The organism is Shewanella corallii, from assembly GCF_023349125.1.
Classification (GTDB): Bacteria; Pseudomonadota; Gammaproteobacteria; order Enterobacterales; family Shewanellaceae; genus Shewanella; species Shewanella corallii.
The window spans coordinates 321171-336124 of the sequence record NZ_JAKIKT010000002.1 but is presented as its reverse complement, the minus strand read 5'-3'; the positions used below and the strand labels follow the sequence as shown (position 1 = coordinate 336124).

The window sequence follows — 14954 nt, the reverse complement described above, 5'->3', positions numbered from 1 at the left end:
GTCATAGCGCCGAGCGCCAGCAGTATGGGATAGTGTTGGTTTTTCATAGTATCTCTCATTCTAGTTGGTCTGTGGTGCGTTCATGGGGTTGATACCCGGTATCCAGCCCAAAACAGCGAGGGCCAAAAACGGCGAGAGCTTCAGGTGTGCGCATCAAGGGAGGAATATTGGTGGCGATAACACTGACTCTCTGGCCATATCTGAGGGTTTCCGCCGTGATGGGCTCGGCGGTGTCCTTGTCCACCACGGCGATGATGTCAGGCACAGTGGCGACATACCCCCCGTCATTGGTGGCGCTGAGAAACTCGTTTTGGAAACTGAGGTCTATGGCGCTGTTGCCGGTTTGAGATTCAACCCGGCAGGTGCCAAAGGAGAAGCCATCCCGGGTGACCCTCTCGACATCGACTACCTTGCCCTCTTGCAGCAGTCGCGCGGGGGAGTAGTAGTGGGTACTGTTCAGCGCATCCAGCAGGCTTTGCACCGGGTTATCACTTTGTCTGCCAAGGCGTATAGCCCGGCCCAGTTCCAGTGCCAGCGTCATAGTGCCCGTGACGGCCCAGCGTTTAAGTTGTTTGCCACTGAGTGGGTAGCAGGAGATCATGGCGCTCAGACCCATTTCACCTATGACAGAGCGGGCAAACTTTTCTGTTTTTGGGGCATCGGTGGCTCGAATCACTATCTCATTGCCATGCTCATCCACCATGACTGTGGGGAATACATCACAGCCATAGACATTAAAGGTGACCATCTCCAGGCAGGGAAATGCCCGGCCCATACCGTCGCAGTCCACCAAAGGCAGACCTGTACGGGCTGCGGCAACCAATGGCAGACATGAGTTCACGCCCCCAATCTCAATAGGCATCAGAGCATCTACCTTTTTGCCCAGATGTCTGGCCATGGCCTCTAGCAGATGGTCCAAATCGTCACCTGAGCAGGCTTTCTCCATCAGCACTGTTGGTGCGCCAATCATGGCCACTGAGATTATGCAGGCGTCGTCATCCAGAGCATCGGCCTGAATGACAGTCGGGGCGCCATATGCGTCTATTGCCTGTTCGGCCAGCAGCCTCCCGATATAGGGATCGCCACCGCCGCCAGCGCCCAATAGCGCAGCACCACGGGCGTAGTCCTGCAGATCCTGTTTGTTATTTATCATTGCAAATCTCCCTCAAACAATTGGCCGGTGGCACGAATACGAATACGGGTCGCCTGACCTTCGACATAGCTCAGGGGGATCTCCTGAATATCAAGAACAGAGACTGTGTGTGGCAGGGCTCCGGCACCAATTGCCGCATCGATAGCCCCCTGTTTGGCTTCTTCGAGGGCGGACTCTCTGCTTTGGGTCTCGTAGTGGAATATACGGTCGAGCTCACCACTGACCTGACCTATGCTGGCACCAATAGCATTAGCGACTTCGGCATGGGGAGGGCGGATAACTTCGCTTATTCCGTCGGGTGTTTGCTGCACCAAAAAGTGGCCGCCGCCTACCAGGATCAGAGGTAAAGGTGCGCGGCTGGTTTTAATCTCATCTATTCCGCGGGCGATGAGTTGCTGGATGGTTTTACCCAACAACTGGATTTCTGCGCCAGATAACCCGGTGAGAGCGGGTTGAGCACCCGGGATGTCGCATAAGCGGCTGCTCAGCGCCCAATCAGTGGCGGTAAGCTGAGCTCCACCAAAGGATTTGGCATCCTGCAGTAATCGGTATCCCACCGAGTCGGGACCTACTTTGCCGTCGGGCAAGCTGCAAATACTGCCTCCTCCCAGGCCGACAGCTATGATGTCCGGCATACGAAAGTTGGTACGTACTCCGCCTATATCCACGGGTAAACTGGACTCTCTGGGAAAGCCCTGCTGCAACATGCCAACATCTGTAGTGGTCCCGCCTATATCGGCGACGACCGCATGCGCGTAGCCACTGAGGAAAGCGGCTCCTCGCATGGAGTTGGTGGGGCCGGATGCAAAGGTAAGCACAGGGAAGCGTCTGACCTGATCTGCGCTCAGCAGGGTGCCATCATTCTGGGTGATGTATAAAGGTGCGTTGATCCCAAGTACTGCCAGCGAGGATTCAAAGGCATCTATCACCCGGGTCGCCAGAGTGGCGAGGCAGGCGTTCATTATGGTGGAGTTTTCCCGCTCAATAATGCCGACCTTACCTATCTCGTGAGACAGACTGACCGCCAACTCGGGGAACTGCTGCTTGAGTCGCTTTTTTGCTCTGAGTTCAAACTCATTGTTGATGGGAGAAAAGACTGAGCTGATGGCAACGGCCTGCAGTTGATGCGCTTTGATGGTGTCAATCACCTCATCCAGAGAGGCCTCGTCAAAGTCACTGTTAACCTGGCCGTCGAAATGGTGCCCTCCAGGCAACATAAACACATGCTGATTAAAGCTGTTTCTCATGGCATCAGGCCAGCCTGTGAGTGGTGGCAGGGCTTTGGCGGCAGGAGTCCCCAGCCTGACAATGGCAACATCATTAAGCTCCTGTCCCCTGACAAAGGCGTTGGTAAACTGGGTTGTGCCTATCATGCAGTAGTTGATATCTGAGGCTTTAAGCCCGGAGTCAAACAGGACACGGGTAACCGCATTTTGAATACCCTGATGAATATTTCTGCTGGTAGCCTGTTTAGTGGTGGCCAGCACCTGCTGGCCCTGGATCAGTACCGCGTCCGTATTGGTGCCTCCTACATCGACACCCAGCCGGATCCCCTGGTTTGTCATACTTCCTCCTGTTGCTAATCACGGGTTCAAAGCTGCCCGGATATCTCTGGTATGGGTTCTAACCTAGCGGCATATGTGAATCGGTTTTCACTAAAAAAGAGTGGTTTTTTGGTTAAAAAGAGTGGGTCATTTTGTTGAGAAAAGGGGAGGGGGACGGAGTAGGTACCGGGGCAAATGCCGGGGGGACAGAGCTTGAAATCACGCCTGATGGCTTGGTTTGGTAATTGGTAATGTTCTGAATTATCTAAAAATTAAGAGCTTGATGGGAAAGTGTGCAAACTTGGGTTAATCCTTGCCCGGCAGTAAGTTATGCTGGTCGGCTAAATCTTCATCAATACTGAAGATCTTCCGGTTTTAACTGGTATAACCCAGGATGTTTTTATGACTTCATCGAAAATGCCATAGTGAAATTGTCATAAATTCAGTGAGGACTTGGTATTGTTGTGGTTTGCTTATTTTTGGGTCGGTTGGAGTGATGTTTCACAGATCCCGTGAAATATAGTGTGGTACTTTAACCTCAGCAAAAAAGCGGCACTGTTAAGCCGCCATAAAAAGTGAGAATAAAGACGTGAGCAAGCAGAGCATATTCAAGAACATTGGGGTACAAGTGGTGATCGCCATGATCATCGGTGCCTTCGCCGGTTTCGCCATGGGCGAGCAGGCTTCGATTTTTGCCCCTCTGGGGACCATCTTTATCAGCCTGGTAAAAATGTTGGTTATCCCACTGGTACTGGTGTCTATCGTTGCCGGTGCAGCCAGTCTGGGTAACAGTCCGGCCGCTGGTAAGATTGGTATGGGAACCTTTGGCTTCTTCCTGGCCACTTCAGGTCTGGCGGTGGCACTGGCCCTGATTATGGGGACTGTATTCAAGCCTGGCGCGGGTGTGGATTTCACCGGTCACGGTGACAACCTGATGACGGTGACTGCAGAGCAGGGCAAGGTGCCGGGTGTGATTGATACCCTGATCGGCATGATCCCGACCAACGTGTTTGAATCTCTGACCGGCGGTAACATACTGCAGATTCTGGTATTCAGCATTTTCTTTGGTATTGCTCTGACCAAGGTTAAAGGTGATGGTGCCAAGCCTATCATCAGCGGTCTGAATACTGTGGTTGATGCCTTCGTATGGATGATTAACTGTGTAATGGTGATCGCGCCTATCGGTGTGTTCGGTCTGATGGCTGACTCTGTGGGCACCTTCGGCTTCCAGGCGTTGGAAGTGGTTATCAAGCTGTTCCTGGTGTTTGTGGTTGCCATCCTGATCTACGGCTTTATCTTCTTCCCACTGATTGTGCGTACCTTCTCCAAGGTATCTGCCCGCCAGTTTATCTCTGCAATGAAGAAGCCACAGGTGATGGCACTGTCTACCGCATCTTCCATGGCGACTCTGCCGGTGAACATGGAAACCTGTGAAGAAGAGCTAGGTGTTTCCAAGGCAACCTCTGCATTCGTTCTGCCGCTGGGTGCCACCATCAACATGAGTGGTAACGCGATCTACTACGGTCTGGTGGCTATGTTCTTCGCCCAGATGTACAACGTTGACCTGACCATGATGGCTTATGTGGCAATTATCTTTACCTCTACCCTGGGCGCCATTGGTCAGGCCGGTGTACCTGGTCCATCTTTCCTGGTGGTTGCGGTACTGCTGGCTGCGGGTATCCCGATTGACGGTCTGCCACTGCTGTTTGCTCTGGACCGTGTATTCGACATGATTCGTACTTCTTTGAACATCACTGGTGACGCGGCCTGTGCCATCATCATGGATAAATTTAGCCCGGAAAACCAAAACAAATAAAATCAGGGCAATGGGCGGTTGAGATAAGGTGAGCTTATCTGCCGACCGTCCATAAAAAACGGCAGCCATGGATGGTTGCCGTTTTTTTATGGTTTAACCGAAAAGGTTAGCCGTAGTGACTGCCGTTATCATAGTAGTCTGATGGATTAAGCTTGGTGAAAATCACCGCAACATCCTGCTCGGGCTTGCCCATGGTGTCACGAACAATCTGAGTCACACGCCTGGCAATCTCATCCTGCACTTGCTGACCACGGTCAAAGTAGAGAACTTCAACAAATGGGTAGGCGGCAGTGGCTTCACCTTCAAAGAAAAACGCCGCTGGAATGTGCTCAATGGTGAAGTGAGGACGTGGGCTTTGCATCAGCTCTTCAAGGGCATCAACCAAAGGCTTTGACAGGCGTTGAACAGCTTCGGCCTCAATGGCACGGAAACGGAAGTGTGGCATAGGTAATCTCCCAATAATCTTAACGCCAGCATTTTAAGTAAGCCGAAGCTGAACAACAAAGGTTAATTACTAAATGGCTGGCGCCACATGTAGCATTTGACTGTTAGGCAGAGTTGTTTCCAGGGCTTCTGATTCTATAATTGACACCCAGGTTCCAGATAAATGGCCTTCCGGGATGTTAGACCATACCCGGTTGCCACCGCGTTTTTGAGGTTTGGCTGGCACAAACTTTTCTTTGGTGTCTACATTGGCAAAGTCATGGGCAAACATGGCAAAGATTTCAACCACCCCCTCACGGAAGTAGTTTCTCAGATTGACGGCATCATCTTTTAGCCACAACGCAGCCTGGCGCATTTGATATTCCTGGTCAGGCAGCGGCTTTTCCAAAGCGGCGAGTTTCTTGGCTCGTTTATTTTTTTCTTTGATGCGGTTGTAATCATCTTTGGGCAGCGGTTTGTATTTGGCTTCCAATTCTGCTTTTAATGCTGCTATTTCCTCTGCAGAGCGAAATCGGTTTGCAGCCTCTATCGGAGATGATTGATAGATAAAGCGGTTTTTGTACAAAATTTCAGGGCGCATCTTACTGTCTTCAGGCATCTTGAAAAGTTGAGCTTCCAGCTCCACATGCAAGCGTCGTTTGGATACTGTCAGGCTATATTGTGGCGATAACAGCAATCCAATTTCTCCTTTGGGTACACCTGACCCTCTTAACCCTTTCGGTGGTTCCTCAAGCCAAATTTTGACCGGGCGTGTTTGTAGATCCGGGAAGTGGGTAATAAGCAGTCGGTATTGGCCTTCGTAGGCGTTTTCCAAAGCCTTTGGCCCCAGACTGGAGCGGAGCTTTTCGACGGTATCTTCCGCATTGCTGGCGCTGTATGCATTCATACCTGCATTGACCAGGCCGCCAATCAATCCGCCAATGGCACCTGCACCGACGACCTGTACATTCTGCTGTACATATTGTGCATCCAGATGCCGCTCAGTGAGATTGGCGATGACTGTGGTTTCTTGAAGATAGTTGGTATTAAGTTGTCGAGCATCTTCCCTGTTGGTCGATGCGCAGCCACTGGTGAGCAATAAGGATAACATCATAATAGTCGCACGCATTTTTTAAGTCCTTTTGGTTATTGCGAGGTCTAAATGCTGATGATGTTATATCGAATATGTAATTGTGGCGATATGTTATTTGTATAAAAATTATATATTTACATTAAATAGCTTGCGTCCTTAGCAAGCTATTTATGATTTAAGCTGAACAACAAAGGTTAATTACTTCAGGTTTGCCATCAGACTCTTTATCTTGTCATCCCACTCTCCGGCTTTCACTGTGCCAGTCTCCATATCGAAATTGTCGTAGAAGCTGGGCAGGGATAGCTGACCTTTCACATCGCCACCGAAATGGGGCATGGCACTGGCGGCTGTCGCCAACACATTGCGCGCGCCGCCCGGACCAGGAGAGGTTGCCAGCAATACCATAGGTTTGCCTTGAAATATGTTGCGATCCAATCTGGAGGTCCAGTCAAACAGATTCTTATAGGCCGCTGTGTATGAACCATTATGTTCAGCAAAGGAGATCACTATGGCATCACCGCTGCCCAATTTGGCGTAGAAGTCTTTGGCTAACTGGGGCTGCCCCAGCTCTTTTTCTTTGTCTTCGCTGAACAGTGGTATTTCATAATCATTGATATCCAGCATTTCTACTTCAGCTCCTGCAACCAGATTGGCGGCGTAGGCGGCCAGCTGTTTGTTGATTGAGTGACGGCTGCTGGTGGCTCCAAAGGCGATAATTTTCATCTTCTGTCTCCCGAAAAATTGGACTGGCTGTGTGTGCCTCGATTGATTAACAGCATAATTGCTAACCATCGGTGAATTAATAGCCTTATTGGATATGAATTGTTTCCATATGACTTGCAATTGGTTTAGGGTTTAACGGATTGTCGGTCTTGAACCAGTCAATAGAGGAAACAAATGGCAATAGACAGCAAACTTCTGGACGGTATGGTGCTTTTTGCCGAGGTGGTGAATGCAGGAAGCTTTACCCTGGCCGCTGAACGCAGTGGTCATTCCACCTCGCATATCAGCAAGGAGATCAGTGCTCTCGAATCCCGTCTCGGGGTGAGGTTGCTGCACAGAACGACGCGGTCTTTAACGCTGACTCCCGATGGGCAGGCATACTTTAGTACCTGTGAGCAGATTATCCAGGATGCCAGCGATACCCGGGATCTGCTCCAGGGGCGGCAACAACAGGTCAGCGGCACCCTGAGGTTGTCTTGCCCAGTCACCTTCGGTCTGGCCTATTTAAGGCCTTTGCTGCATGAGTTTATGCAGACCTATCCTGCCATTGAGCTGGAACTGGATCTGAATGACAGAAAAGTGGATCTGGTGGCGGAAGGAATCGATGTCGCGATTCGGGGAGCCGTTGGGCTTGCGGACTCCAGTCTGATTAGCCGACCTTTGCTGAGTTCTCCGACTTTGACGCTGGCATCGCCTGAGTATCTCGCCAAAGCCGGCAGGCCCGCTCATCCCTCTGAGCTGGCCCGACACAAAACCCTGTGTTACTCCTATTTGAAGGATCCCAGCCTGTGGCCTTTTATCGGTCCGGAGGGAGATGACATTTCGGTCCGGGTGATACCCAGAATATTGACCAACAGTCCGCAGATGGAATTGGCCATGTGTGTGGCAGGTGATGGCATTATGCGGATGCCGGCATTTAATCTGACTGATGAGCTGAGCAGCGGCAAACTGGAGAGCCTGTTGACGGATTTTCGTGCCCCCGAGGTTAAGCTGTTCCTGGTTTATCCGGGAAGAAAGCATCTGGCGTCCAGAGTGAGGTGCTTTATCGATTTTATGGCTGAGAAGATGCCTCAACGCCAGCTCCCCGGGTGAGCTGACGATAAAGATTAAAGATTGCTAACCCTGAGGCATTCAAACTCAGGTTTGTGCCAGAATGGCGGCTTTTTCCGGTTATGAGTAAATTCTATGGCGACAGCATTGATACAGCAGAGCAAGTTGTTGCGGTACATGGCATTGGCATTTATGGCTATCCTGAGCGTACCGCTGATTTGCTGGATGTTGAACCTTGAATTATTTCCGCTGCTGAATCTTTCATCCACGTCTGCACAGGTTTTATATGGGATTACCTGGACGGGCACTGTGCCCTGGGGCATAGGGTTTATTCTGCTGGTGTTGATCGTGTGCTGGCGATTACTGCCGATGCAGTTGTTTTTGCCTTTGCTGCTGGCGGTGAGCTTCAGCCAGACCGCCGGGGTGATTCTCAACCATGAGCTTAAGCACCACTTTAAGGAGCCAAGACCCAACATTCACTGGCTTGCTGAGCGGCAAGGTTTTGATGCCGAAGCCTTTTATCTGCAGAGTAAGCAGGGCAAACTTAATCAAATCGACAGCGCCATGGCCCGTGAAGCCGACGCCCTAATGCTGGCAGATAATATTGCTGAACATTGGCGACATGAACTGGGGTTTGCATTTCCATCCGGCCACACTCAATTTGCTGTCTCTTTTGGATTGATCCTCTGTTATTTTTTGTTCAGTGGTGGCCGTTATGGCTGGGTAACTCTGGTAACTCTTTGGGCTGGTTCCATGGGAGTCAGCCGCATGTTACTGGGATTGCACTGGCCCAGAGACGTTGTGGCTTCAACTGTGATAGGGGCAATACTGGCCGCAGTGAGTATCCTGTTGGCGCTGGGGTTTTATCAGCTGATGCTGAAGCGGTTTAAAACGCTCAGAAACTAATAGCTGGTGATGTACATAAAAACAGCCGCTTGGCGGCTGTTTTGGGTGTTATCAGGGGCGGGCTTTGTAACTGTGGCTGCCCTCTTTGGCGATACCTGAGCCTATCGCTATCCAGTGACCATCGGCCTGTTTCTGCTTTTCTTCCCAGGTGTACCACTGTTTACCTTCACGATCCTTGTACCACTCTTCACGCAGCGAACGTACCAGTTCGTCAGATTGACGGGGGGCAACGCTGGACGCCTTGGAATGCACCAGCACTGAGCTGGCAGGCAGAATATGGGCATAACCCTGACTCAGTTTCTTGGACGAGTCTGAGCTCCCGGCGACTGCGCCACTGCTGATGGCCAGTGTGCATATTAGTGCTGCTATGGTTTTGATTCTCATGGTGACTTCCTCTGTGACTCATTTCCAGATACCGGCAGTTTTTCAATCACATGGTGAAAAACTAACCATGATTTAAACATGCAATTTCCCTGAAATTAATGCAAGTACTGAGGGGCTGGTGAAACAAAAAAGCCGCCCGTTGGGCGGCTTTGGGTTATGACTCAAGATGGGGTTGTTTGGCTTTTGCTGACAACCAGCGGCATTTCTCTCCAAACTGGTACAGGCTCAGACCACTCAATACCAATCCAGCCCCAATTAACAGGTTGGCGGTAATGGACTCACCGTTTAGCAGGGCACCCAGCATCATGGCGAACGCAGGGGTTATCAGTGTTACCAGAGTCACAGTGCTGGCTCTCAGGTGCTGCAGAATATAGAAGTAAGCTACTGAGGCCACCAGTGAACCAATAATCCCCAGATAGATGATGGCGTACAGGGATTTTGCCTGCCAGGTCTCCACCGGCAATGTGCCATCAAAAACCACCCAGGCCAGGGCAAACAGAGGCGTGGACATGCTCAGGGTACCAACTGTACTTGCCAGTGGGTGAATGCTGACATTGACAGTTTTAACCAGCACGGCGCTCAGGCTGAACAGCGACACTGCCCCCAGGATTAACCCAATACCCACCCAGGCATTGTCGCCTGTGCCCAAACGGTCAAAACACACTACCCCCAGCCCAAGAAACGCCACCGCGAAAGCGAGCAGCCTTACCTTGCTGAATGCGGGCTCTCCCAGAATCTTTTGCGCCAGTAATCCGGATATGATGGGAGCCAGTCCAAAGATGAGGGAGATGGTGCCAGAGCCAATATAGCGAGCGGCAAAATAGCTCAGCAGCATACCGCCCACCATGCCTATGGTAGAGAAGGCATAGAGCTTCAACGCCTGAGAGTTCATCGGCAGTCGGATGCGGGTACAGAGGATGATCACAAACCCCAGCGCCAGAGCAATCAGCATACGCAGCAGCACCGCCATGGTGGGATGGACGGATTCACTGCTCCAGACTATGCCCAGCGGTGTGGTAGACCAGATGATAACCCCCAGGATAAAGGCGAAGGGCACCATTGTCGGGATCTGTGCATCTTGAGATTGTGGCATCAGGACTCCTTGCTATTGAATGACGATTGAACAACAGGCAGCAAGGGCGGGGACTCCGGCCGCTTGCTGCGACCGGAAGAGACGAACTATTTCACTCGGGGAAACAGACACCAACCGGCCGACAACGAAAGGGACCAACGGCAGACACCGTTTGTAATCTTAGCGTTATTGGTTGAGGGGTTGAGTCGTTTCATGATTTCCATTAATTCGGGGCAATGCTTGAGCGGTTAATAGTTGACCGTATCCAGGCCTGTGTCAACCGAAACCACTGCATTAATTTCCGGGTGATTGTATCTGCTTGTTACGACATTTTTATGAACGGAGATCAGGGTCTATTGACCTTTCATGGTTGAATTTTGCTCGAGATAGACGCGCTTTAATCGCGACGCAAGGTGTGCCGCCTAGTGGGCCTAAGTAAATACCTTGTAACAAAGAGTAAAGCGCGTATAGCCGAGCCCTTCGGGCAGCGTTTGTCGTCGCTTTCTACTGCATTAACGCTCTTTCATGTAGAGCAACTACATCACAATCGCGTTGCTTTGTATAAAACAACGACAAAAAGCTGCAAAAACCATCTTCAAAGGTCAACAGACCCTAATGCTTCGTGATCCACTTTTGATTTTCACAATTCACTTTTGTTGAGTGCGCAATTTATCGCCATGTCGGCCTGAATCTGAGCGCGAACCACTATAAGCTAACGCGCATATTCAGATAAGAACTATTCTCATTTTGTGGTAAAGGTGAACGATGAATCCGCTGCGTATTAGTGTGCTGGCCATGGCTGTAAGTGCTGCGTTTGTAGCTCAGGCCCAGGAGCAGGCAACCCAAAAAATCGATGAAGTGATCGTGATCTCCGGCTCCCGTATGGAGCAGAAGATTGAGCAGGTTGCAGGCTCGATCGCGGTAATTGATGAAGAGGCCATTGGCCGCACCATGAGCAGCGATTTCGGTAGCATCTTCCGTAATGAGTCCGCTATTGGTGTTAAAGGTGGCGCAGGCAAGCCGACCTCTGTGACCATTCGTGGTATAGGTGGTAACCGGGTGATGATGGTGAAGGACGGTGTTCGGGTAAATAACCAGTACGCTTCGCCTATCGGTCCAGGTGCAGAAGGTACGGGTCGTGGTTTGACTGAAGTCGAAACCTTAAAACAGGTAGAAGTGGTTAAAGCTGCAGCGTCGACCATGTACGGCTCAGATGCCCTGGGTGGCGTAGTGGTGATGACGACTAAAGACGCTGCTGACTATCTTCTGGGAGATAATCACTATTTTGCGGCTAACGCCGGATATACGGGTATGAACCGTGAGTGGAGCACTGGCTTTACCGGTGCCGCCGCTTATGGTGACTTTGAAAATCTGTTGACCGTCCAGTATCGCGATGGTGAAGAGCAGCAGAACTTTGATCGCACTTTGCCAGAGAGCGACCTGGTTAACAGTAGCGTGCTGTTTAAGAGCAAATACCTGGTCAATGACTACACCAACATTCAGCTGACAGTTGACTATCTGGATCAGCAGTTGGATCGCTGGGAGCAGAAAGAGTACAAGGGTCTGCGCAATGAAGATCGGGATGTAGACAGAGCGACTGAGGCCATGAATGCCTCCCTGCGTCTGCGTTCAGACAAGCCAACCTATATGCACGACAGTCTGGACGTAGTGATGTACTACGGCTTCACTGAGCAAAATGAACACCGTGATTACTTATCCGTTGAGAATGACCAGCGCGGCGAACTGACTGAAATCCGTGACTATGACTTCAACGAGTCACGCTTTGGTATCGCCAGTACCTTCTTCAAGCAGATTGGCGGTGATAACTACAATCATCAGCTGATTTATGGTTTGGACGTTGAGTCTTCTTCCATGGATCGTCACCGCACCTATTACACCAAGAATGATGCCGGTGTTTTCGTTGGTGAAGACCAGTTTGCGTTTGCTGATACCGACAGTTTGCGTATTGGTGCTTTCCTGCAGGACGACATCACGCTGCTGGATGGCGACCTGAACCTGATCGCCGGCTTGCGTTACGACTACTACCAGAATACGCCTGACGCGCAAATGGCAGCGGATTTTGGCCGTGATCCTGCCGACTTCGAAGAGATGAGCGATAGCTTCTGGTCGCCTAAGCTGGGTATGGTTTACCAGTTGACCGATGATGTCAGCGTGTATGCTCAGTATGCCTATGGTTACAAGATGCCAACCCCGGATCAAAAATGGGGTGAGCTGGAAATTCAGGATGGCAAAATGCCATTCCCAGTGGAAATTGTGCCTAACTACGACCTGAAAGCAGAGCAGAGTCATACCATTGAGCTGGGGGTTCGTGGCTCTCATATCGATACCAGCTATGAGTTGACTGCGTTCTACACTCAGGCGAAAGACTTTATCGACTGGGAATTTGAAGGCGTGCCTATGTGTACCCCTCAATCCATGCCGTTCCCAATGTTTGGTGATTACTGTGAGGACCCGGACAAAAAAGATCCTTTGTTGGCGCTGCAGTATGAATACATTAACCGTGACAAAGTGACCATGTATGGCTTTGAAGGTCAGGTGGATCACTGGGTGACCGACGAATGGCTGCTATGGGGTAACTTGTCTTACACCTATGGTGAAGATGAGCATGGAAATTTCCTCAACTCTATCAGCCCGCTCAAAGCGAATATGGGTGTAAACGGCTACTTTGATATTGCCGATATGCCAGCAACCTTTGGTGGTGTGGTTCGTATGGCGTCGGCCATGGACAGAGTGGATGCTATCTACATCTTCCCGGAAGATCATTGGCTGAATAAAGATCCTAAGTATAACGAGGCATACACTACAGCTGGCTATGCCGTGGTTGACCTGACTTTGGGCTTGGATGTTACCGATAACCTGCGTGTTAAAGCCGGTATCTTCAACCTGTTTGACAAAGAGTATATCGAGTACTCAGATGTAGCTGGTCAATCCAAATACTTGATGGATAACATGGGTGTACCATCAAGCAATTACACTCAGCCAGGCCGTTATGCCAGCGTCAGTGTGAACTACACTTTCTAATTGTTTTGAACAGTAAAAAACCCGCTGAGGCGGGTTTTTTGTTGTCCATTCGATATAACTGTCTGCTTTTTATACTTGTTTCCAAACATACTCTCCCACCTGAGTCAAAGGCTGGGCTCACGCTCACCCTTTAAATTTTCTTCACTGTGCCTTGGTTCACGAATTTTTGAGTCCTTCCGTCATCTGTGTCTGTAACTCTGTATATTGAAGTCGCCCAGATGGGTGCTGGCGTGCCACAGATCACGCTGGCGGATGATGAATTTTCACTTATCGCGTGAGAACAATATGGAATCGAAGAACAACAAAGCGGGCGCCGGTGTAAACCGACGTGGATTTCTGAAACTGTCTACCGGCGCTGCGCTGGTAGGTGCCGGCAGCAGCATGTTGCCGGGTGTAGCCCTGGCTGATGATTATCGCGAAGATGTCAGCACTTTACGTCATCATAGTGACCACAAACTGTGGCGCAAGGTGCGTAAAGAGTTTGTTCTGAGCAAGCGTGAAACCTACATGAACGTAGGCACTACAGGCTCTATTCCTGAGCGTGTGCTGGAAAACTATGAAGATAACAACGAGTACATCTCCAAGCACCCATGGGGAACTCAGATTTCGACTCAGGCGCTGACAGCCAGAGTCGCAGCCAGCTTCGGCGCAGATAACCATGAGTTGATCCTGAGCCGCAACACCACTGATGGCATGTGCAGCATCATTCATGGTTTGAACTTCGAACCGGGCGATGTGATCCTGACCACTAATCAGGAGCATGTTGGCGGTGCCATGCCAATGAAGATCGTTGCTCAGCGTTACGGTGTTGAGGTTGTTGAGTTGGAATTGCCAACCTACACAGGTTTCGAAACTGTGACTGCAGATGACTATGTGAAGTTGTTTGCCGACGCTGTGGCTTATTATGGAAGCAGTGTACGTCTGTTGTGCTTCTCCCATGTGTCATACAAGACAGGTGTAACCCTGCCAGCCAAGCGCATCTGTAAAGAGGTCGCTATTCCTAACCGTATTCCAACTCTGATTGATGGTGCTCACACTCCGGGTATGTTCAATCTGAACTTCCATGATATGGACTGCGACTTCTACGCTGGTTCAGGTCACAAGTGGCAATGTGGTCCCGGTTCTACCGGTATTCTGTACGTTCGTGATTGCGCCAAACGTCTGCGTGAGTTCTGGTCAGACCGTCCTCAGCCGCTGTTCTTTGTGAACTCTTCTTACCCTGCAGGTACAGATGTAGAAGATGCCTACAATGACCCTGTCGCTTTCCACAATCGCATGCAATACGTTGGTCAGGATAACTACCCGGCTAAACTGGCACTGGTAGAATGTTGTGAGATGTGGGACGCCATTGGCCGTGATCGTATCGAGCAGCGTATTCTGGACTTGAGCGCCCTGTGTAAGCAGCAGCTGCAACGCGCGTTTGATAGCGATGCGACTTACTATGCCCCTGATGTACGCGAACTGTCTTCAGGTCTGACTACTATCAACCCATTCTGGGATAAGACTGATGGTGTGATGCTGACAGAGTTCCGCGACCGTCTGCGTGAAGAGCATGGTTACATCATCCGTACCACCAACTTCAAACTGCACCCTGAAGATGCGGTAGATACCTATGCTCTGCGTATCTCTACCCACCTGTTCCACGATGAAGCTGATGTTATTGGTCTGGTGAAGGCGATGAAGCGCGTTTATCGTCAAATGGCGTAATTACCGCGACATCATTGAAAAGGCCCGCATCTGCGGGCCTT

12 protein-coding genes are annotated in these 14954 nt (G+C 50.6%); 5 read left to right on the top strand and 7 right to left on the bottom strand.

Translation table 11 applies throughout. The features are described from left to right. Positions 1 to 55: 55 nt before the first annotated feature. Positions 56 to 1153, bottom strand: a complete 1098-nt coding sequence (locus tag L2725_RS06775) for an S-methyl thiohydantoin desulfurase family protein (protein WP_249248243.1) — start codon at positions 1151 to 1153, stop codon at positions 56 to 58. Beyond that, positions 1150 to 2718 (bottom strand): hydantoinase/oxoprolinase family protein, encoded by a 1569-nt coding sequence (locus L2725_RS06770; protein ID WP_249248242.1) that lies wholly within the window; start codon positions 2716 to 2718, stop codon positions 1150 to 1152. The genes L2725_RS06775 and L2725_RS06770 overlap by 4 nt, the downstream gene beginning before the upstream one ends. Before the next feature lie 568 nt (positions 2719 to 3286). Between L2725_RS06770 and L2725_RS06765 the strand changes: the two genes are divergently transcribed. Beyond that, a complete protein-coding gene (locus L2725_RS06765) occupies positions 3287 to 4513 on the top strand; it encodes a dicarboxylate/amino acid:cation symporter (RefSeq protein WP_248935133.1) in 1227 nt (408 codons plus the stop codon). Between the two features lie 106 nt (positions 4514 to 4619). Here L2725_RS06765 and L2725_RS06760 read toward each other — a convergent pair whose 3' ends face one another. The 3 genes from L2725_RS06760 to L2725_RS06750 form a co-directional block, all read right to left on the bottom strand. Further along, entirely contained in the window at positions 4620 to 4958 is a 339-nt protein-coding gene (locus L2725_RS06760) for a DUF1904 domain-containing protein (RefSeq protein ID WP_249248241.1), read from the bottom strand. 69 nt (positions 4959 to 5027) lie between these two features. After that, complete coding sequence (locus L2725_RS06755) at positions 5028 to 6065, bottom strand: hypothetical protein (protein WP_249248240.1); 1038 nt, start codon at positions 6063 to 6065, stop codon at positions 5028 to 5030. Positions 6066 to 6227: 162 nt separating this feature from the next. Then, the gene (locus tag L2725_RS06750) at positions 6228 to 6752 is read right to left on the bottom strand and encodes an NADPH-dependent FMN reductase (RefSeq protein WP_249248239.1); all 525 of its coding nucleotides are present in this window, start codon (positions 6750 to 6752) and stop codon (positions 6228 to 6230) included. A 174-nt stretch (positions 6753 to 6926) separates the two neighbouring features. Between L2725_RS06750 and L2725_RS06745 the strand changes: the two genes are divergently transcribed. Together L2725_RS06745 and L2725_RS06740 are read left to right on the top strand one after the other, a co-directional pair. Then, complete coding sequence (locus L2725_RS06745; protein ID WP_249248238.1) at positions 6927 to 7844, top strand: LysR family transcriptional regulator; 918 nt, start codon at positions 6927 to 6929, stop codon at positions 7842 to 7844. A gap of 93 nt (positions 7845 to 7937) precedes the next feature. Beyond that, positions 7938 to 8708 carry a phosphatase PAP2 family protein gene (locus L2725_RS06740; RefSeq protein ID WP_249248237.1) on the top strand — a complete coding sequence of 257 codons (771 nt, stop codon included), beginning with the start codon at positions 7938 to 7940 and terminating at the stop codon, positions 8706 to 8708. A 51-nt stretch (positions 8709 to 8759) separates the two neighbouring features. Here L2725_RS06740 and L2725_RS06735 read toward each other — a convergent pair whose 3' ends face one another. Next, entirely contained in the window at positions 8760 to 9092 is a 333-nt protein-coding gene (locus L2725_RS06735; RefSeq protein ID WP_249248236.1) for a hypothetical protein, read from the bottom strand. A 154-nt stretch (positions 9093 to 9246) separates the two neighbouring features. Further along, positions 9247 to 10185, bottom strand: coding sequence for a DMT family transporter (locus L2725_RS06730; RefSeq protein WP_115135848.1), 939 nt, complete (start codon positions 10183 to 10185; stop codon positions 9247 to 9249). A 744-nt stretch (positions 10186 to 10929) separates the two neighbouring features. Here L2725_RS06730 and L2725_RS06720 point away from each other — a divergent pair. Further along, positions 10930 to 13206 (top strand): TonB-dependent hemoglobin/transferrin/lactoferrin family receptor, encoded by a 2277-nt coding sequence (locus tag L2725_RS06720; RefSeq protein ID WP_249248235.1) that lies wholly within the window; start codon positions 10930 to 10932, stop codon positions 13204 to 13206. A gap of 285 nt (positions 13207 to 13491) precedes the next feature. Beyond that, a complete protein-coding gene (locus L2725_RS06715) occupies positions 13492 to 14913 on the top strand; it encodes an aminotransferase class V-fold PLP-dependent enzyme (RefSeq protein ID WP_249248234.1) in 1422 nt (473 codons plus the stop codon). Positions 14914 to 14954 lie beyond the last annotated feature (41 nt).

Coding starts and splice junctions, on each gene's coding strand:
- L2725_RS06775 (WP_249248243.1), bottom strand. CDS start 1,153: ATGATAAATAACAAACAGGATCTGCAGGACTACGCCCGTGGTGCTGCG.
- L2725_RS06770 (WP_249248242.1), bottom strand. CDS start 2,718: ATGACAAACCAGGGGATCCGGCTGGGTGTCGATGTAGGAGGCACCAAT.
- L2725_RS06760 (WP_249248241.1), bottom strand. CDS start 4,958: ATGCCACACTTCCGTTTCCGTGCCATTGAGGCCGAAGCTGTTCAACGC.
- L2725_RS06755 (WP_249248240.1), bottom strand. CDS start 6,065: ATGCGTGCGACTATTATGATGTTATCCTTATTGCTCACCAGTGGCTGC.
- L2725_RS06750 (WP_249248239.1), bottom strand. CDS start 6,752: ATGAAAATTATCGCCTTTGGAGCCACCAGCAGCCGTCACTCAATCAAC.
- L2725_RS06745 (WP_249248238.1), top strand. CDS start 6,927: ATGGCAATAGACAGCAAACTTCTGGACGGTATGGTGCTTTTTGCCGAG.
- L2725_RS06740 (WP_249248237.1), top strand. CDS start 7,938: ATGGCGACAGCATTGATACAGCAGAGCAAGTTGTTGCGGTACATGGCA.
- L2725_RS06735 (WP_249248236.1), bottom strand. CDS start 9,092: ATGAGAATCAAAACCATAGCAGCACTAATATGCACACTGGCCATCAGC.
- L2725_RS06730 (WP_115135848.1), bottom strand. CDS start 10,185: ATGCCACAATCTCAAGATGCACAGATCCCGACAATGGTGCCCTTCGCC.
- L2725_RS06720 (WP_249248235.1), top strand. CDS start 10,930: ATGAATCCGCTGCGTATTAGTGTGCTGGCCATGGCTGTAAGTGCTGCG.
- L2725_RS06715 (WP_249248234.1), top strand. CDS start 13,492: ATGGAATCGAAGAACAACAAAGCGGGCGCCGGTGTAAACCGACGTGGA.